This window comes from Ensifer sp. R-19, from assembly GCF_049905105.1.
Classification (GTDB): Bacteria; Pseudomonadota; Alphaproteobacteria; order Rhizobiales; family Rhizobiaceae; genus Ensifer.
The window spans coordinates 1,604,644-1,621,688 of sequence record NZ_CP184569.1 but is presented as its reverse complement, the minus strand read 5'-3'; the positions used below and the strand labels follow the sequence as shown (position 1 = coordinate 1,621,688).

Sequence of the window (17,045 nt, the reverse complement as noted above, 5' to 3'; positions counted from 1 at the left end):
ACTGGCCGGTTCTGGGATCAACCGGCCGGCTGATGGTGCGGTTTGAAGAGCTTGCCGCGTTCGGCAATCAGAACGAAAACGAGACCGATTGCGGCGACAGTGAAGTAGCCAGTGGCGAGCGGCGTGGCTGTGCCGTCGAAGGACTGGCCGATGAAGGCTCCGATCACGCTGCCGCCGATCGTCTGCATGAAGCCGAGTACGGACGACGCTGTACCGGCAACGTGGCCGAGCGGCTCCATGGCCATGGCGTTGAAGTTCGGCGCGATCAGCCCGAACTGGAACATCGTGGCGCAGTAGAGGACCACGAAGACCGGGAAGGGCAGCGGCGCATAGAGCGAGGCCGACATCCAGACGAAGCTCGCCAGCGTGAAGCCGATGAGTGCCGCATGGGATAGCGGCCGCATGCCGAAGCGGCGGACGAGGCGGGAATTGGTGAAGGAAGCGACCGCCATCATACTGGCAAAGGCGGCGAAGACAAGCGGAAACCACACGCCGAGGTCGTAGACGCCGACGAGCACCTGCTGCGCCGAGTTGATGAAGCCGAACAGTGCACCAAGGATCACCGAGGTCGCGAGCGTGTAAAGCAGCGACACCCGGTTCGTGAGCACGATGCGGAAACCGCTGAGGATGACCGCCGGCGTGAAGGCGCGGCGATGGGCCGGATCGAGCGTCTCTCCGAGTTTCGACACGACGATTGCAATGTTCATCACGGCATAGAGTGCGACGACGACAAAGATCATGTGCCAATCGGCAAGGCTGATGATGAGCTGGCCGATCGAAGGCGCCACAACTGGCACGATCATGAACACCATCATGACCAGAGACATGACCTCAGCCATCTGTCGGCCGCCATAGACGTCGCGGACGATCGAGATGGTGATGACGCGCGTCGCCGCAGCACCGGCGCCCTGCACGAAGCGCAGCGCCAGCATGAGGCCGAAGCTCGGTACGATCGCGATCGCCAGCGCGCAGAGCGCATAGAGGGCAAGGCCGGCAATCAGCGGTGGCTTACGCCCGAAGCGATCCGAAAGCGGGCCGAAGAACAGCTGTGCCACCCCCATGCCGAGCAGATAGGCGGTGATGATGTACTGCCGCTCATTTTCAGAGGCGACGCCGAGGCTGGCTCCGATCTGCTGCAGACCTGGCAACATGATGTCAATCGAGATGGCGTTGGTTGCCATCAGCATGGCCATCAGCGCGATGAACTGGAATTTCGTGACCCCGGGCCGGGCGTCTTCGTTGGTCGTGCTGGTCATTTGCAAAAAGTCCTAGCGGCGCACCGGGCGCAAGCGAAACAGGTTGGTCCGGAGCAAATCCGGAAAAGAAGGGTGTCGGCTGACGCCATGCCAGCAGACATATCGAAATTGAGCGGGGGCAGCCGGGGCGATTGGAAACCAACCGCATGGACCGGGCCGGCATGAAGCGTAGGAAGCGTCGAGCGGCAGGGACCGGACTTTCCGGGCGCCAAGGGGCGAGGCGAGACCCTCTACAGGCAGCTTATGCCGAACGATCGCAACCGATTCATGACAGGCCGGACATCCGGCCCTTCGCTCCCCGAAGGAAGCACGCTCTGAACGTATCTTGGCGGCACCTGCGCGAATCGCACGCGCAAGTCCTTCTGAAGGACAACGAAAATTAGGCGATGCGGAATTACGGCCAGAATCAAAAAAGGCGGTTGCCCGCCTTCTCCGAAAGATCGGGACGAGGCGTCCTTAGATCAGGCGGCGGCGCCCTTGACGGCAACGCCCTGCGCCTCAAGGTGAGACTGCAGTTCTCCGGCCTGGAACATTTCACGCACGATGTCGCAACCGCCGACGAATTCGCCCTTGACGTAGAGCTGCGGGATCGTCGGCCAGTTGGAGTAATCCTTGATGCCCTGGCGCAGGTCAGCATCGGCGAGCACGTTGACGCCCTTGTAGTCGACACCGATGTAGTCGAGAATCTGGACAACCTGACCGGAGAAGCCGCACTGCGGGAACTGCGGCGTACCCTTCATGAAGAGCACCACATCGTTTGTCTTGACTTCGTTGTCGATGAATTCGTGAATTCCGCTCATCTCGTCTTCCTTCCTGCGCCGGCTTCAAGGGCCGGATATCGATTGGGTTCTAGATAGCATGCATATTGGTGATTTTCACCACCCAATCGCAACAAATATTGATGGGCCTCAAGATGTGGTTTTATTACCACTACAGCGCCGCGCGTCTTCTCAGGCGCGCAAAGGTCGCTGTAGCACTTTGATTTTCTGCATGTTTTCGTCCATAAATCCGCGACGAGTTAAGGAAACATGCAGTCAAGCGGTGCGGCGCCGGGTCTTGCTGCGCGCCGCAGCCGTTTTGCGACGGCTGACCTGCTTCTTGGCCGGCTTGCGAATGGCCGCTTCGAGGATATCCGCGAGGATGCCGCCGCCGGACGAAGTCGTCCGCGTCCGGCGCTTTGTCCGCTTGGTCGAGGTTCGCTTGACGCCGGTCTTCTTGAGGATTTCCTTCAATGCACTGTCAACGACGCCGCTGACGAGTTCCTTGATCAGGTCAGCCATTCCGGCTTACTCCGGCGCGCTCGTCTGCAGGGCGAGGGCGTGTAGAACACCGCCCATGTTGCCCTTGAGTGCGTTGTAGACCATCTGGTGCTGCTGCACGCGGGTCTTGCCACGAAACGCCTCGGCCACGACTTCGGCGGCATAGTGGTCGCCGTCACCGGCCAGATCGCGGATCGTGACCTTGGCACCGGGAATCCCTGCCTTGATCATGTCTTCGATGTCGCCTGGTGTCATGGGCATGATACGCCAACTCCCTTTTTATTCTGCAACGTCAGCAGCCTGCCGACGCCATCCATGAAATTAGGGAACCACGATTCAGGGGCGGAACGCAATTGCTGAATTGGGTGAGGGCGGCCAGTTGCTGGCGCCGGTACGATCAGATGATCACGCTTGATCGCGTCCCCAGATGACACCTTTCGAGGCATGCGAAGAGCCAGACGGGAGCCGCCGATCAGCGGTTCCCGTCGTCGTTTCTCAGTTCTCGGGAGCGAGATCGCCCTGCATGAATTCCGGGAACCAGCCTTCGTGGGTCGAGCGCAGCTCAGCGACCGAAACCGCCCTGGCATCGCCGAGCTTGACGGCATCGCCAGCGGTCTTGCCGATGACGGGCAGGGCAACGCCTGCGGCCTTAGCGCGGGCGGTAACCGCGTCGAGTGCGCCAGCGGCAACAGTTACGACGTAGCGGCCCTGATCTTCGCCATAGAAGGTCGCGATCGGGTCGTGACCGGCGACGGCATCAACCGTGGCGCCAATGCCCGAGGCCATCGCCATTTCGGCGACCGCAAGCGCCAGGCCACCCGACGAGCAATCGTGAACGGCCGTCACGAGGCCATCGACGATGAGGCCGCGGACGAAATCGCCCACCTTGCGTTCATGCGCCAGATCGACATGCGGCGCCGGACCGTCGGTGCGGCCGTGAACGTCTCGCATGTAGACCGACTGGGCGATGTGGGTGCCCAGGCCAACAGGTGCACCGGCAAGCAGGATCGTTTCGCCTTCCGCAGCAAAGCGGATGCGCGCCATCTTCGACCAGTCCTTGATCAGGCCAACGCCGCCGATCGTTGGGGTCGGCAGGATCCCTTGGCCATTGGTCTCGTTGTAGAGCGAGACGTTGCCGGAAACGATCGGAAAGTCGAGCGCGGTGCATGCTTCGCCGATGCCCTTGATGGCATGGACCAGCTGGCTCATGATTTCCGGGCGTTCCGGGTTGCCGAAGTTGAGGTTGTCGGTGGCTGCCAGCGGCAGCGCGCCGGTTGCCGTCAGGTTGCGCCAGCATTCGGCGACCGCCTGCTTGCCGCCTTCGAACGGATCGGCTTCGACGTAACGCGGCGTTACGTCGGAGGAGAAGGCCAGCGCCTTGGAGACGTGACCCTCGACGCGCACGACGCCAGCGTCACCGCCCGGAAGCTGCAGCGAGTTGCCCTGGATCAGGGTGTCGTACTGTTCGTAGACCCAGCGGCGCGAGGAGTTGTTGGCCGAACCGACGAGCTTCACGAGTGCGTCGGCGACGTTAGCAGCCGGGATGTCGTTGGTTGCCAGCGGAGTCGAGGTCTTGGCAGGGGTCCAGGGACGATCATATTCCGGCGCTTCGTCGCCCAGTTCCTTGATCGGCAGGTTCGCGACTTCTTCGCCCTGGTGCAGGATGCGGAAGCGCAGGTCGTCCGTGGTCTTGCCGACGATCGCGAAATCGAGGCCCCACTTGACGAAGATCGCCTTGGCGACTTCTTCCTTGGCGGGCTCCAACACCATGAGCATGCGCTCCTGGCTTTCCGACAGCATCATCTCGTAAGCGGTCATGCGTTCTTCGCGAACGGGAACGCTATCAAGGTTGAGCTCGATGCCGAGGTCGCCCTTGGCGCCCATTTCGACGGCCGAGCAGGTGAGGCCGGCCGCACCCATGTCCTGGATGGCGATGACGGCGCCGGTCTGCATCAGCTCGAGGCAGGCTTCCAGCAGGCATTTTTCGGTGAAGGGATCGCCGACCTGCACGGTCGGGCGCTTCTCTTCGATCGACTCGTCGAACTCGGCCGAGGCCATGGTCGCGCCGCCGACGCCATCGCGGCCGGTCTTGGCGCCGAGATAGACGACGGGCAAGCCGACGCCTTCGGCCTTGGAGTAGAAGATCGCATCGCTCTTGGCGAGACCGGCAGCAAAGGCGTTGACGAGGATGTTGCCGTTGTAGCGGGCATCGAACTCGACTTCGCCGCCGACGGTCGGAACACCGAAGGAATTGCCGTAGCCGCCGACACCGGCAACGACGCCGGAAACGAGGTGGCGGGTCTTCGGATGATCCGGCGCGCCGAAGCGCAGCGCGTTCATGGCAGCAACCGGACGGGCGCCCATGGTGAAGACGTCGCGCAGGATGCCGCCGACGCCGGTCGCCGCGCCCTGGTAGGGCTCGATGTAAGAGGGGTGGTTATGGCTCTCCATCTTGAAGACGACGCAGTCGCCATCATCGATATCCACCACACCGGCGTTTTCGCCCGGCCCCTGGATGACGCGCGGGCCCTTGGTCGGCAGCGTGCGCAGCCACTTCTTCGAGGACTTGTAGGAGCAGTGCTCGTTCCACATCGCCGAAAAGATGCCGAGCTCGGTGAAAGTCGGCTCGCGCCCGATCAGGCTCAGGATGCGCTCGTATTCGTCGGGCTTCAGCCCGTGCGATGCGATGAGGTCCGGGGTGATGGGGCGGGTGTTCGAAATCGTCATCGTCGACCGTCAAATCCTTCGGGCGGCGCGCAATCCACTTAAGAGGAATATGGCGCGTGCGAACCGCAACAGACACAGGGAGCGCTTTGCGGCTTCTTTAGCCTATGCTGCGGCGCGGCGCGACAGAAAAATACGGGCGATCAACAGCGGTTGACGCCCGTATAAGCTTTGCAGAAGGCAGTGCGGCGACCAGCGTCAGAACTTGTAGCCGAGCGCAAGGCCGGCGCGTGTCAGGCCGTTGTTCGGACCGTCGCACAGATTGGCATGCGAAGCATGTTCCACGGTCGCCGAGACGTTCCAGTGCTCGTCGAGGCGGACGCCGGCAGCGGCGTATTCGCGGAAGAGGACGCGGCAGCCGAGTTGGGGACCGGAACCATTGGGTTCATCGAGGTCGCCGTCATGAATCGTGCCGCCGGCGCCGAACTCGACGAAGAGGCGCTGGGTCATGTCGAAGGTCCAGCTCAAACCGCCATAGGCCTGATTGACCCCATTAGACGACGTCGCAACCGCCGCGCCGGTATAGACCCGTGGGCGCAGCAGTTTTTCGCCGAGGTCGGTCGCCCCATCGGCGTCGAACGGGTCGAAATACACGGTGAACGACGGGAAGACCCCGTCTTCCTGCTTGTCGCCGGCGGCGATCGACGTCGTCACGCCGAAGCGCATTTCGTCGAAAACACCGTCCGCGGCAAGGGCCGGGGCGGCGGCGGTCAACGTGGTCGTGGCGAGAAGAAGATAGGCAATGCGACGCGATGAGGCGGGGCTGAACGGTAGCGGCATGCGGAATCCTTAGAGGCGAATCATGTGCGCAAACTGCTAAAGTAGTATGTTGCTCAACCTTGCCCGAAAGTCACCCCGTGGATTTCTATAGTCACTCAAAACTGTCGTAGCCCGCCCGCCCGCTGTCGAGAAGCCGCTTCAGCGCCTGAAAACCTGCTCTTACCTGGGCTCGGTCCGGCGGCGAGGAAAAACCGATGCGAATGCGATGGAAAACGCGGTCGGTTCGTCCGGCCTTGAACTCGTCCTCGTCGTCGACAAGCACACCCTCCTGCAAAGCCGCCTGCTTGAAGGTACCTGAAAGCCAGGGGTCGGGCAGCTTCATCCAGAGGAACGGAATACAGGGGTGCGAGGTGAACTCGATGCCTTCGAAAATTTCGCGGGCCATCGCCTCGCGGGCGCGCACCTCTTCAATGCCCTTGCTGCGCAGGATTGCAGCCGAACCGGAAAGCACGAGGCGCGCGCAGAGCTCAGCGAGAATGAACGGCAAGCCGCCGCTCACCATTTTGTGGGCAATGCGAATACGCTGGCTGAAATGCGGAGGGCAGGCGACCCAGCCGCCACGGACACCGGCAGCGACCGACTTCGAAAGACCGCCAACCAGGAAGGTGCGTTCCGGCGCAAGCTCGGCCAAGAGCGGCGTCTGATCACCGGTCATTGCGCCATAGAGATCGTCCTCAACAAGCCAGACACCGTATTTGCGGGCGATGTCGGCGATCGCCTGGCGGCGCGCAAGCGGCATGACGGCAACCGTCGGGTTTTGTGCGCTCGGCATCAGGAACGCGAGCTTCGGATGCTGCTGCGCGCAGACGCGCTCGAAATCCTCGGGGATCATCCCGAACTCGTCGCTTTCGACCAGCGTCGTCCGGCGACCGACCAGGCCGGCGCTGCGGCTCACCTGCGAATAGGTGAGCGTCTCGAAGGCGATACGGTCGCCAGGCGCGGTAACCGCAGTGATGACGGCAACCACACCCGCATGGGCACCGAGCGTCGGCACGATGTTTTCCGGCTTCGGGCGGAAGCCGCCGCGCGCCAGCCATAGGCAACCCGCCTCGAACCAGTGATCCGGGAAGTTGCGGGCGTAGCTTGCGATGTCCGCATGGTGGTCGTGACTGATCTCGCCAAGCACCTCGCTCAAGACCGTGCCCTGGCCGATATCGGGCGCCGCTGTGCTGTCGAACCTCAACTTGCCGGCAGGCGCCACAAGCGGCCGGGTGCCGGCGAGCGAAGTCGTCAGCGGATCCGCCTGCTCCGGCGAACGGCTTTCGGGATGATCTAGTACATAGGTGCCGCGACCGACTTCACCGCTCACAAGTCCGCGTTCGCGGACGACGTTATAGGCGCGTCCAATCGTGCCGATTGTCACGCCGATGTCGTAGGCGAGGTTGCGCTGCGGTGGCAATTTGGCGCCGACGGGCAGGGCGCCGTTGCCAATTGCCTGTTCGATCTGGTCAGCAATCCGCGCATAGAGCGGACCGTGACCCTGCTGAATGTCTGGGAGCCAACTTGTCATAGTGACAATTCTTTAGATTACAGCGCGAAATATGTCAATTATCACCGATACAACGATAGCAATCGCTGCATTGAGGTTATCAATGAGTACAATCGATACAATTTGTTTGTCCCGCGCGGAAGCGAAGTCCGTCGAGCGCACCAGCACATTGCTGGGCGGCGACTATTCGGACGAACGCGAAGGCCTGTTGAAGCGGTTTTGGGGGCTCTATCGCGAACTGGCGGCGAAGCGACGCGGTCGCATGGCGCTCGGGGAAATGAGCGATTGGCAGCTTAGGGATATCGGTGTTTCCGAGAAGGACGCGCGCCAGGAATCGACTGTCCCGTTCTGGCGCTAGCTCGGATTAGAACGACTGTCCGACAATGCACAATGGCCGGCGCCCTTTGAGGTCGGCGGCCATTGGTCAATTCGCCAATTTGACTGGGGTCTACTTGCAGCCCTGTCCGCCGGCAGCCCAGCGCTTGATATCGGCGGCCATCCGCGTGCCGACGGGTTCGCTCATCAACGGTCCGAAGGCCTGCAGGCGTGCCGGGTTGCCCTCGGCCTGAACGACGGCGAGCGGGCGTGCTTCCGGCGATTTGCGCGGCACGATCAGTATGCGCGGGCGGCCCGAGAAGGAATTAAGCTCCGGCGCCAGGCGATAGGACTTGAACTCGGAATCGCCCGATTTGAACCAGCAGCCGTTGGCGCCAAGCGCCACGCGCTCCATGGTCGGCAGTGCGGCCGTGTTCGGGCTCGGCGCCGGCGGCTTCGGCGATTGGCACGAAGCGAGAAGGGCCAGGCCAAACGTTGCGCAGGCAAGGCCGGCCAGGCGTGCAGGGACAAATGAAGGCATCGACGGTCTCGCTCGCATTTCAGGGATGGATCGGATGCCTTCTATCAGCCGGATGGTTAAGCGGCGATTACTTCGAGCGCAGACGCAAAGAGGCCGCGGCCGTCGGAGCCGCCATGAGCCGCTTCGATCAGGTTTTCCGGATGCGGCATCATACCGAGCACGTTACCCTCGGCATTCATCACGCCGGCGATATCGTTCATCGAACCGTTCGGGTTGGTGCCTTCGGCATAGCGGAACACCACCTGGCCATTGCCTTCGATCGTCTTCAGCGTCTCGGCATCGGCGAAGTAGTTGCCGTCGTGGTGGGCGACCGGCGAGCGGATGATCTGGCCCTTCGAGTAGGCGCGGGTGAAGTCGGTGTCGGCATTGACCACTTCGAGCTTGATCTCGCGGCAGACGAACTTCAGCGAGGCATTGCGCATCAGCGCGCCCGGCAGGAGGCCGGCCTCGACGAGGATCTGGAAGCCGTTGCAGACGCCGAGAACCTTGACGCCCTTTTCCGCCTTGGCCTTGATCGCCTGCATGACCGGCATGCGCGCTGCGATCGCGCCACAGCGCAGATAGTCGCCATAGGAGAAGCCGCCCGGGATGACGATCAGATCGACATCGGGGATATCCGTTTCCGTCTGCCAGACGGTGACCGGAGCCTTGCCGGAAATCTTGGTGAGGGCCGCGATCATGTCGCGGTCGCGGTTGAGGCCCGGAAGCTGAACGACGGCTGACTTCATATCTCTGTCTCCGTTAGCGGCGAGATCAAATCTTGATGCCCCACCCCGACGAGCCAGGCATCTCCCGATCGCAGCACCGCTCCGTTGGGCGTTCGTGCTGCTTCGGCGTTTCTTAACGTCTGGATCCGCGCCCGAAGGCACGGACCGATCTTCATGCCTGATCGATCAGGCGAACGAGATGCTGTAGTTCTCGATCACCGTGTTGGCGAGCAGCTTTTCGCACATCGCCTTGAGGTCTTCTTCGGCCTTGGCCTTGTCTGTGGATTCGATCTGCAGATCGAAAACCTTGCCCTGACGGACCTGGCCGATGCCGTCGAAGCCGAGTGCGCCGAGCGCACCTTCGATTGCCTTGCCCTGCGGATCGAGAACGCCGTTCTTCAGCGTCACGGTTACACGTGCCTTGATCACTTTGATTTTCCCCGAAAGTTATTTCACCAGAACCGGACCGGTGCCGCGCACGGGTTCGTTCTCGTTCATGATGCCAAGACGGCGGGCGACTTCCTGGTAGGCCTCGACGAGGCCGCCAAGGTCGCGGCGGAAGCGGTCCTTGTCGAGCTTCTCGCGGGTCTCGATGTCCCAGAGACGGCAGCTATCCGGCGAAATCTCGTCGGCGAGCACGATGCGCATCATGTCGCCCTCGAACAGACGGCCGCACTCGATCTTGAAGTCGACGAGCTGGATGCCGACGCCCAGGAACAGGCCCGAAAGGAAGTCGTTGATGCGGATGGCGAGCGCCATGATGTCGTCGAGTTCCTGGGGGCTTGCCCAGCCGAAGGCGGTGATGTGCTCTTCGGAGACCATCGGGTCTTCCAGCGCATCGGCCTTGTAGTAGAACTCGATGATCGAACGGGGGAGAACGGTGCCTTCCTCGATGCCGAGGCGCTTGGACAGCGAGCCGGCGGCAACGTTGCGCACGACGATCTCGAGCGGGATGATCTCGACTTCCTTGATCAACTGCTCGCGCATGTTGAGGCGGCGGATGAAGTGTGTGGGGATGCCGATCTTGTTGAGATGCGTGAAGATGTACTCGGAAATACGGTTGTTCAGCACGCCTTTGCCGTCGATGACGTCATGCTTTTTCTTGTTGAAGGCGGTCGCGTCGTCCTTGAAAAATTGGATGAGCGTACCTGGCTCCGGACCCTCATAGAGGATCTTGGCCTTGCCCTCGTAGATACGGCGGCGACGATTCATGGATTCTGTCTCTGTGGTTGTTGGCGCTCTTGGGTCGCGCGCGTGGAATATCTCTCGGGGTCCATAACCGAAAAGAACGGATTTCACAATCGGCGTATCTTCCCGTCCCCTGATTTGCATAGGGCGCCCGCGCGTCTCTACCTGGACGCATCAAGGTCGCCGTGTCACTTTGGGCGCTGCGACGTATGTAGTCCCTGAATCGAAGGCGATTTCAGGAACCATACGGAGGGTAACATGAAAGTCATCAAACCGGAAAACTACGCATTGCAGTTTGACCTCCGTTTTGGTTTATGGCGATAACTGTTTCCGGCATGGAATTTTCAGGGAGATCGATTGATGACGACGATGCAGGATCGCGAAAAGGCCTTCGAGGCGAAGTTTGCGCTGGACGAAGAACTGAAGTTCAAGGCTGAAGCGCGCCGCAACAAGCTTGTCGGTCTCTGGGCTGCCGGTCTGCTCGGCAAGGCCGACGCCGACGCCTACGCCAACGAAGTGGTGGTTGCCGACTTCGAAGAGGCCGGCCACGAAGACGTCGTCCGCAAGATCAAGGCCGACTTTGACGCTGCAGGCGTTGCCCAGACGGAAGATCAGATCCGCTTGCGGATGCTCGAGCTTCTCGGCGAAGCCGTCCAGCAGATCCAGAACAAGTAAGTTTTCAGGCACCAATGCCGACCGTTCACGCCCGGCCATGAAGCCGGGCGTTTTTATTTGTCCTCCGTGCCGAAGACCGGCTTCCATCCGCGCCGCAGGCGCCGTTCAAGCTCCAGACGATCCATCGGGCGGGCCAGCGCGTAGCCCTGCAGCACATCGCAGCCGAGATCGCGCAGCATCGCCGCATGCTCCCAGGTCTCGACGCCTTCGCCGACGACCTCGATGTTGAGCGAATGGCCGATGTCGATGATCGCGCGGACCAGCTTAGCCTGTTTCGGGCTCTCCGTGATCGGTCCGACCAGCGCCCGGTCGATCTTCAGCCGCGCCGGATTGAGATTGAGCAGGCCGATGATCGAGGCGTGCCCGGTGCCGAAGTCGTCGATCTCCACCTCGATCCCAAGCGCGCCGAGGGCCGAGATGGTTTCGGCGATTTCATCTTCCGGATCGTCGAGGAAGATGGATTCGAGCAATTCGAACGAGAGGACGCCAGGGGCGATCTGCAGATCACGCAGGTCGGCGATCAGGCCGGGATCACGCAGGCGCGGCGACGACATGTTGACCGAGATCTTGGGAATGGCGAAGCCGGACTGCCGCCAGGACTGAAAGTCGGCATAGGCGAGCTCCACGACCTTTCGGTCGATGGCCGGCAGGACATTGATCTCCTCCGCGACCTTCAGGAAATGGAAGGGGGCAAGCACCCCGCGCTCAGGATGGTTCCAGCGAACCAGAGCCTCGACACCGGTTATCTCGAGTGAACGCGCATCGAACTGCGGCTGATAGTAAACCGTGAACTGCCCTTCCTCGATCGCCTGGCGAATATCGTCGCCGATCCGTTTGGCTGTCAGAATTTGTGTCTGGATCTGCTCAGAAAAGGCTTCGACCCGGTCCCGGCCGAGGCTCTTTGCCCGGTAGAGCGCGATGTCGGCATTCATCAACAACTGCTTCGCATCGAAATCGTCAGGCCCTTTCCAGGCAATGCCGATGCTCGCGCCCAGGCGGCAGAGCTGGCCCTCGTAGGGAATGGGGCGACGGAAGGCGTGCACGATACGCTCGGCAAGCTCGGAGAGCTGCGGCAGGTTGCGACCGCGGCGGCAGAGAATGACGAATTCGTCGCCGCCGATGCGGGCAATGAAATCGTCATGTCGCGCGTGCGCGCGAAGGATGGCAGCGGCATGGGTCAGCATGGCATCACCAGCCTGGTGCCCAAGCGTGTCGTTGATCTGTTTGAAACGATCAAGGTCGATATGCAGGATGGCGTTGACCGCGACGTTTTCCGCCAGCATCTGGTCGAGGTAGCGCCGGTTGGGCAGATCCGTCAGGTAGTCGTGCAGGGCGTTGTATTCGATCCTTATCCGCGCCAGCTCGAGCTCGCGGTTGCGCGCTTCGGCGGAAGCCTGGGCCTGGCGCAAGTCCTCCTGCAAAGCGATGTCTTCGGTGACGTCCCAGTTCGCCCCGATGAGCTTTCGCGTCCCGAGATGATCGATATAGGTCGCCGCATTGGAGCGGATATGCCGGATCGTGCCGTCCGGGCGCACGATCCGAAAGGCATTGCTGTAGGGCTTGCCGGAAGCGATGCCTTCGTTGGTCCGAGCGATGACCTTGTCGCGGTCGTCGGGATGCAGCGTGCTCTCCCAGGCTTCGGAGCTCGGCGGCCCATCACTTGGGTCGAGGCCGTAGATCTCGAACATGCGCTCGTCCCAGTCGTCCCTCTGGGCGTCGAGGTTGAAGTCGAACACGCCGATCTTCGAAACGCCGAGAGCGAGCCTCAGGCGGCGAGAGACCTCTTCGAGACGGGCCTCCGCCTCCTTGCGCGCCGTGATGTCCGTGTCCGTCCCGATGATGCGGGAGGGTCTGCCATCCGGCCAATAGGCAACGGACGCGCCACGGCTCTCGATCCAGACCCAATGCCCGTCCGCATGGCGCTCGCGGTACTCGAAGGTGTTGAACACAGCCTCGCCGGAATCCTGACGCTCGATTGCGGCACGCACATGCGCGTGGTCGTCGGGGTGGACGTTCTGGATCCAGGTCTCAAGACTACCGTCGACTTCGGCATCGTCGGGCAGGCCACGAAGCCGCTTCCAGGTGGTGGAGTAAAACAGGTTCCCGGTTTCGAAGTCGTGATCCCACACGCCTTCAAGTGCGCTGTCGAGCGCATATTTCCAGCGGGTTTCGTCGTTGCGCAGACCGGCGATTTCGTCGACGAGCTCATGGGCGGGGAGCATCAACAGGAGAAAGGCGTCCTGGTCGGCAAAAAGCACGGGTGACCAGGAGACAAGCATCGGCAGCGGACCGGAGAGGCTTTCGAAACGGAGCGTCGTGGACGCGGTCGTCGTGGGCGCCAAGGTGTTCCGCGCCGGCAACAGCGGCCGGTCCTCATCCAGCACGAGATCTGCGAGAAGGGCTTTGCGGAGCGAAGCGGGTGTCCTTAGCAGCAGTTCGCCGGCGCGCGCGTTGGTCGTTATGATCCGTCCCAGATCATTGGCAATGATTGCTCCGGCCGGCAAGCGCTCCAGAGCGGCCTGCGTGAGAACATCCGAATTCGCTGGCGCACCACGCGCACCTTTGGTGAGACCTTCGTTGACGGCCACTTATCCCATGTCCAGCGTTTGCGGCCGCATTTCCAAGGCACGGGAGCCGGAAATCAGGCTGCAAATCAAGATTCGACAGCGCTCAACGCCCTTTGACGACGAGTCACGTTGCCATGCCGACCGATGATGACCGCGGACAATGAACGTCGGATTAATGGGAAGTCGCAGCAGCCGTCAACCGGGGCGGCGAAGCATCAGGGCTTCAGGCGGCTCAGGAACTGAGCGAACACCATCGTTCCCTCCGGCCAGGGGCCATGCCCGGACTCGGTGTTGATATGGCCCGATTCGCCGGCGTCGACGAGCAGCGAACCCCAGGCCTTGGCGATATCGTCTGCGTGTTCGTAGGAACCGAAAGGATCGTTGCGGCTTGCAACCATCAGCGACGGGAACGGCAGGGGATCACGCGGATAGGGGCCGAATGTCATCAGATGCTTCGGGCGGATCGTCGGATTGGCCACATCCGGAGGTGCTACCAGGAAGGCGCCAGCGATCGGCTTGTTGAAGTGGGGCAGGGCGTGCACCGCAGTCGCGACGCCAAGCGAATGGGCGACGATGACGACCGGCTTTTCCGCCGCATTGACCTCTTCGATCATGCGCGCCACCCAATCTTCACGCACGGGCTTTGCCCACTCCGCCTGCTCGACGCGGCGCGCGGTGGACATCTTGCGCTCCCAGCGGGTCTGCCAGTGCTCCGGTCCGGAGTTGGTGTAGCCAGGGACAATGAGGATATGGGCGTCGGATACTTTCATAGTGGCCGCGATGTGGCGCTGAAAGCGGCCGAAGTCAAGACCTGCAACGCCGTGCGCTATTTGAGAGGCGCCATGGTCGCCGCAACACTTCGAAGGACTGTTGTTTTCATCCCTGGATCGGTAACGACCTGGAGAAACAGGCGGCAGGCGACAGCGCCTTCATTTTCTGTATAATCGCCATGACGGTCGCGGTTGGTGCGACTTTGTTTCGTCGCATCTCTGTTCCGCGGCCGCTCTAGTTCGTTGAGGAGTGAGCCATGACAACATTCCATGTTCTGTCGGGGGCGGATGCGAGTGTCGCCCACCCCGGGATAAAGAAGATTGGTGTCTCGGATGTGTTCGACGCCTTGCGTCTCGGATTTGAAGATTTTCGCGAAAAGCCGTCGCACTACGTCTTTCTATGCCTGATCTACCCGATTGCCGGCGCCGTGCTGATTACCTGGAGCGCAGGCGCAAACATGCTGCCGCTGCTTTATCCGCTGGTCTCGGGCTTTGCCCTGATCGGCCCTGTCGCGGCGATCGGTCTTTACGAAATCAGTCGACGGCGTGAACTCGGCATGGACTATTCATGGCCGCATGCGCTTCGCCTGCATCGCTCTCCAGCCTTGCCATCGATCATGGCCGTTGCCGCCATGCTTTTCGTGGTCTTCATTGTTTGGCTGCTGGTGGCCCAGGCGCTCTACGTACAAATCTTCGGGGCCGAACCGCCGGCTTCGATCGCTGCCTTCTGGAACGGCATCATCGGTACCGAACAGGGCTGGAACCTGATCCTCGTCGGCAACGCCGTCGGCTTCGTCTTCGCGGTCATCGTGCTCGCGACAACGGTCGTATCCTTCCCCTTGCTGATCGATCGCGATGTCGGCGCCGTCGCGGCGGTGGAAACGTCGATCCGCGCGACCCTCGTCAATCCGGTACCCGTCGCGCTCTGGGGCTTCATCATCGCGGCTGGCTTGGTGATCGGCTCGATCCCGGTCTTCGTCGGTCTTGCCGTCATCATGCCGATCTTCGGCCACGCCACATGGCATATCTATCGCAAGATGGTGGAGCCAGGTCCGCGCGCCGGTTCACGATAGGCGAGTCACGGCGCAACCTATCAACGCGAAAAGCGCCGCAGGTCAATCGACTTGCGGCGCTTTCAAGCGTGAGCGAAGACCGGTCTTACGGCCTAGCTCACTTCATTGTTTCATCGAAACAATGAAGTGATCTAGATCTTTGAAATTACGCAATTCCGGACGGAAAACCGTTTCGCACTTTTCCTGGAATTGCTTGTCTTATGACATTGGCTGCCGAACAGGTCAGAAAGGAACCGCTGCGGGAGGGTCGCCGCCCTCCCGCAGCGGCGAGGGTCGGATCGTTGGAATTGCGGACCTTTTGATGGGTCGAGCTAGAGTCGGATCGCCCTCGTCTTTCCCTTGAGGCCTGAACGGATACCCGGAGTTCGGCTCCGGATGACAAGCACAGGACAAGCGAAAGATGATGAACGATAGCATCGGGGTCGACATCTCGAAAGACCATCTCGACGTCCACAGGCTGAGCGACGGTGTGAGCCGGCGCTTCGCCAACGACAGCCGTGGCCATAGGACATTGATCGGCTGGCTGGAGCGGCCTGAGCTGCGTATCGTCTACGAGCCGACAGGCCCCTATCATCGGGCCCTTGAGCACAGGCTGGCAGAGGCGGGCTTCGCGCTGGTCAAGGTCAATCCGCGTCAGGCGCGGCGATTTGCCGAGGCCACCGGCAGGCTCGCCAAGACCGACCGGCTGGATGCTGCGATGCTCGCCCGCATGGGGGCGTTGCTCGAACTTCAGGCGCGGCCGGCGCGAGGCCCGACCCTCAACGATCTCAAGGACCTGCACATGGCCCGCGAGGCATTGGTGAAGAACCGAACGGCCGCCAGGAACAGGGCGAAAAACCTGACCTTGCCGATCCTCAAGCGCCACAACGCCGAACAGCTCAGGCAGATCGAGCGCCAGATCGCGGCCCTCGAAAACGAGATCATGGCGCTCATCAAGGTCGATCCCGACCTCGCACGACGCTTCGACATCCTCGTCTCGATCCCGGGCGTGTCAGCAATCACCGCCTTCGCGCTTCTCATCGACATGCCCGAACTCGGTACACTCGACCAGGCCCAGGTCGCTTCCCTCGCCGGCCTCGCTCCGGTCGCTCGCCAGTCCGGACAGTGGATCGGCCGCGCCTTCATCCGCGGCGGCCGGGCCAATGTCCGACGAGCACTCTACATGCCCGCGCTCGTCGCCATCCGCTTCAATCCCGACCTCAAGGCCAAGTACGACCGGCTCAAGGCCGCCGGAAAAGCCTCAAAACTCTCGCCATTACCGCCGTCATGCGAAAGCTCATCATCATCGCAAACGCATTGCTCAGGGATGGCCGCATATGGGAACCAACCCGTACTTGACCAACACGGATACTCTAGCGAAAGTGCTTGTAGTAGGAGGAAATCTGCGCCGCCGTGTTGGACGACAGATTGAGCTTGATGCCGATCTTGTCGCCGCGGTACCAGCGTACCATGCCGGTCAGGAAGCCCAGTTCCTCGCTCCTGATCGTCACTTCCTGCCCCGTCTTGGCGCCGATGTCGAAATAGAGCTGGAAACAGATGCCTTCGTCCGAAAGGTCCTTGACGACGCCGTTGCTGGACCCGGTCTTGCAGGTGACCATGCCAGTGATCTTCGTCTGTGTGCGTGCTCCCGCACGCTCCGTGCTGTCCTTGTAGGCCATGTGATCCTCGAACCTGAATTGACAGGCCCGGATCGTCACACAC

17 protein-coding genes and 1 pseudogene are annotated in these 17,045 nt (G+C 61.6%); 4 read left to right on the top strand and 14 right to left on the bottom strand.

The features are described 5' to 3' along the window. Positions 1-17 precede the first annotated feature (17 nt). From ACN9MO_RS07920 to ACN9MO_RS07890, 7 genes are all read right to left on the bottom strand, one after another. Positions 18-1,256 carry a multidrug effflux MFS transporter gene (locus tag ACN9MO_RS07920; protein WP_057248937.1) on the bottom strand — a complete coding sequence of 413 codons (1,239 nt, stop codon included), beginning with the start codon at positions 1,254-1,256 and terminating at the stop codon, positions 18-20. Positions 1,257-1,717: 461 nt separating this feature from the next. Beyond that, entirely contained in the window at positions 1,718-2,056 is a 339-nt protein-coding gene (gene grxD / locus ACN9MO_RS07915; RefSeq protein WP_057248938.1) for a Grx4 family monothiol glutaredoxin, read from the bottom strand. Positions 2,057-2,290: 234 nt separating this feature from the next. Then, a complete protein-coding gene (locus ACN9MO_RS07910; RefSeq protein ID WP_057248939.1) occupies positions 2,291-2,536 on the bottom strand; it encodes a hypothetical protein in 246 nt (81 codons plus the stop codon). 6 nt (positions 2,537-2,542) lie between these two features. Beyond that, positions 2,543-2,776 (bottom strand): BolA family protein, encoded by a 234-nt coding sequence (locus tag ACN9MO_RS07905; RefSeq protein WP_057248940.1) that lies wholly within the window; start codon positions 2,774-2,776, stop codon positions 2,543-2,545. A gap of 234 nt (positions 2,777-3,010) precedes the next feature. Next, complete coding sequence (gene purL / locus ACN9MO_RS07900) at positions 3,011-5,242, bottom strand: phosphoribosylformylglycinamidine synthase subunit PurL (RefSeq protein ID WP_113132888.1); 2,232 nt, start codon at positions 5,240-5,242, stop codon at positions 3,011-3,013. Positions 5,243-5,437: 195 nt separating this feature from the next. Further along, entirely contained in the window at positions 5,438-6,019 is a 582-nt protein-coding gene (locus tag ACN9MO_RS07895) for an acyloxyacyl hydrolase (RefSeq protein ID WP_057248942.1), read from the bottom strand. 91 nt (positions 6,020-6,110) lie between these two features. Next, complete coding sequence (locus ACN9MO_RS07890) at positions 6,111-7,529, bottom strand: PLP-dependent aminotransferase family protein (protein ID WP_113132887.1); 1,419 nt, start codon at positions 7,527-7,529, stop codon at positions 6,111-6,113. A gap of 82 nt (positions 7,530-7,611) precedes the next feature. On the opposite strand from ACN9MO_RS07890, the gene ACN9MO_RS07885 reads away from it, so the two are divergent. Continuing rightward, positions 7,612-7,866 (top strand): DUF1127 domain-containing protein, encoded by a 255-nt coding sequence (locus ACN9MO_RS07885; RefSeq protein ID WP_192494708.1) that lies wholly within the window; start codon positions 7,612-7,614, stop codon positions 7,864-7,866. A 90-nt stretch (positions 7,867-7,956) separates the two neighbouring features. On the opposite strand, the gene ACN9MO_RS07880 is transcribed toward ACN9MO_RS07885, so the two are convergent. From ACN9MO_RS07880 to purC, 4 genes are all read right to left on the bottom strand, one after another. Further along, positions 7,957-8,364, bottom strand: coding sequence for a hypothetical protein (locus ACN9MO_RS07880; protein ID WP_057248958.1), 408 nt, complete (start codon positions 8,362-8,364; stop codon positions 7,957-7,959). A gap of 56 nt (positions 8,365-8,420) precedes the next feature. Then, on the bottom strand, positions 8,421-9,092 hold the full coding sequence (purQ, locus tag ACN9MO_RS07875) for a phosphoribosylformylglycinamidine synthase subunit PurQ (protein WP_043614510.1): 672 nt from the start codon (positions 9,090-9,092) through the stop codon (positions 8,421-8,423). Between the two features lie 165 nt (positions 9,093-9,257). Further along, complete coding sequence (gene purS / locus ACN9MO_RS07870; RefSeq protein WP_057248959.1) at positions 9,258-9,500, bottom strand: phosphoribosylformylglycinamidine synthase subunit PurS; 243 nt, start codon at positions 9,498-9,500, stop codon at positions 9,258-9,260. Between the two features lie 18 nt (positions 9,501-9,518). Beyond that, entirely contained in the window at positions 9,519-10,283 is a 765-nt protein-coding gene (purC, locus tag ACN9MO_RS07865) for a phosphoribosylaminoimidazolesuccinocarboxamide synthase (protein WP_057248960.1), read from the bottom strand. A 336-nt stretch (positions 10,284-10,619) separates the two neighbouring features. Between purC and ACN9MO_RS07860 the strand changes: the two genes are divergently transcribed. Next, positions 10,620-10,934 (top strand): DUF1476 domain-containing protein, encoded by a 315-nt coding sequence (locus ACN9MO_RS07860; protein WP_057248961.1) that lies wholly within the window; start codon positions 10,620-10,622, stop codon positions 10,932-10,934. A gap of 53 nt (positions 10,935-10,987) precedes the next feature. Here the strand turns inward: ACN9MO_RS07860 and ACN9MO_RS07855 are convergent, their stop codons facing one another. Together ACN9MO_RS07855 and ACN9MO_RS07850 are read right to left on the bottom strand one after the other, a co-directional pair. Next, the gene (locus ACN9MO_RS07855) at positions 10,988-13,522 is read right to left on the bottom strand and encodes an EAL domain-containing protein (protein WP_057248962.1); all 2,535 of its coding nucleotides are present in this window, start codon (positions 13,520-13,522) and stop codon (positions 10,988-10,990) included. A 194-nt stretch (positions 13,523-13,716) separates the two neighbouring features. Continuing rightward, on the bottom strand, positions 13,717-14,271 hold the full coding sequence (locus ACN9MO_RS07850; RefSeq protein WP_057248963.1) for an RBBP9/YdeN family alpha/beta hydrolase: 555 nt from the start codon (positions 14,269-14,271) through the stop codon (positions 13,717-13,719). 257 nt (positions 14,272-14,528) lie between these two features. Here ACN9MO_RS07850 and ACN9MO_RS07845 point away from each other — a divergent pair, with 257 nt between their 5' ends. Then, positions 14,529-15,344 carry a DUF2189 domain-containing protein gene (locus tag ACN9MO_RS07845; RefSeq protein ID WP_057248964.1) on the top strand — a complete coding sequence of 272 codons (816 nt, stop codon included), beginning with the start codon at positions 14,529-14,531 and terminating at the stop codon, positions 15,342-15,344. 400 nt (positions 15,345-15,744) lie between these two features. Then, positions 15,745-16,682, top strand: a pseudogene (locus ACN9MO_RS07840) (IS110 family transposase). A 14-nt stretch (positions 16,683-16,696) separates the two neighbouring features. On the opposite strand, the gene ACN9MO_RS07835 reads toward ACN9MO_RS07840, so the two are convergent. Continuing rightward, on the bottom strand, positions 16,697-17,002 hold the full coding sequence (locus ACN9MO_RS07835) for a PilZ domain-containing protein (protein WP_057250168.1): 306 nt from the start codon (positions 17,000-17,002) through the stop codon (positions 16,697-16,699). Positions 17,003-17,045: the final 43 nt, after the last annotated feature.

Excerpts from the sequence above, each read along its gene's own strand:
- ACN9MO_RS07920 (WP_057248937.1), bottom strand. The coding sequence starts at position 1,256 with ATGACCAGCACGACCAACGAAGACGCCCGGCCCGGGGTCACGAAATTC.
- grxD (WP_057248938.1), bottom strand. The coding sequence starts at position 2,056 with ATGAGCGGAATTCACGAATTCATCGACAACGAAGTCAAGACAAACGAT.
- ACN9MO_RS07910 (WP_057248939.1), bottom strand. The coding sequence starts at position 2,536 with ATGGCTGACCTGATCAAGGAACTCGTCAGCGGCGTCGTTGACAGTGCA.
- ACN9MO_RS07905 (WP_057248940.1), bottom strand. The coding sequence starts at position 2,776 with ATGCCCATGACACCAGGCGACATCGAAGACATGATCAAGGCAGGGATT.
- purL (WP_113132888.1), bottom strand. The coding sequence starts at position 5,242 with ATGACGATTTCGAACACCCGCCCCATCACCCCGGACCTCATCGCATCG.
- ACN9MO_RS07895 (WP_057248942.1), bottom strand. The coding sequence starts at position 6,019 with ATGCCGCTACCGTTCAGCCCCGCCTCATCGCGTCGCATTGCCTATCTT.
- ACN9MO_RS07890 (WP_113132887.1), bottom strand. The coding sequence starts at position 7,529 with ATGACAAGTTGGCTCCCAGACATTCAGCAGGGTCACGGTCCGCTCTAT.
- ACN9MO_RS07885 (WP_192494708.1), top strand. The coding sequence starts at position 7,612 with ATGAGTACAATCGATACAATTTGTTTGTCCCGCGCGGAAGCGAAGTCC.
- ACN9MO_RS07880 (WP_057248958.1), bottom strand. The coding sequence starts at position 8,364 with ATGCCTTCATTTGTCCCTGCACGCCTGGCCGGCCTTGCCTGCGCAACG.
- purQ (WP_043614510.1), bottom strand. The coding sequence starts at position 9,092 with ATGAAGTCAGCCGTCGTTCAGCTTCCGGGCCTCAACCGCGACCGCGAC.
- purC (WP_057248960.1), bottom strand. The coding sequence starts at position 10,283 with ATGAATCGTCGCCGCCGTATCTACGAGGGCAAGGCCAAGATCCTCTAT.
- ACN9MO_RS07860 (WP_057248961.1), top strand. The coding sequence starts at position 10,620 with ATGACGACGATGCAGGATCGCGAAAAGGCCTTCGAGGCGAAGTTTGCG.
- ACN9MO_RS07850 (WP_057248963.1), bottom strand. The coding sequence starts at position 14,271 with ATGAAAGTATCCGACGCCCATATCCTCATTGTCCCTGGCTACACCAAC.
- ACN9MO_RS07845 (WP_057248964.1), top strand. The coding sequence starts at position 14,529 with ATGACAACATTCCATGTTCTGTCGGGGGCGGATGCGAGTGTCGCCCAC.
- ACN9MO_RS07835 (WP_057250168.1), bottom strand. The coding sequence starts at position 17,002 with ATGGCCTACAAGGACAGCACGGAGCGTGCGGGAGCACGCACACAGACG.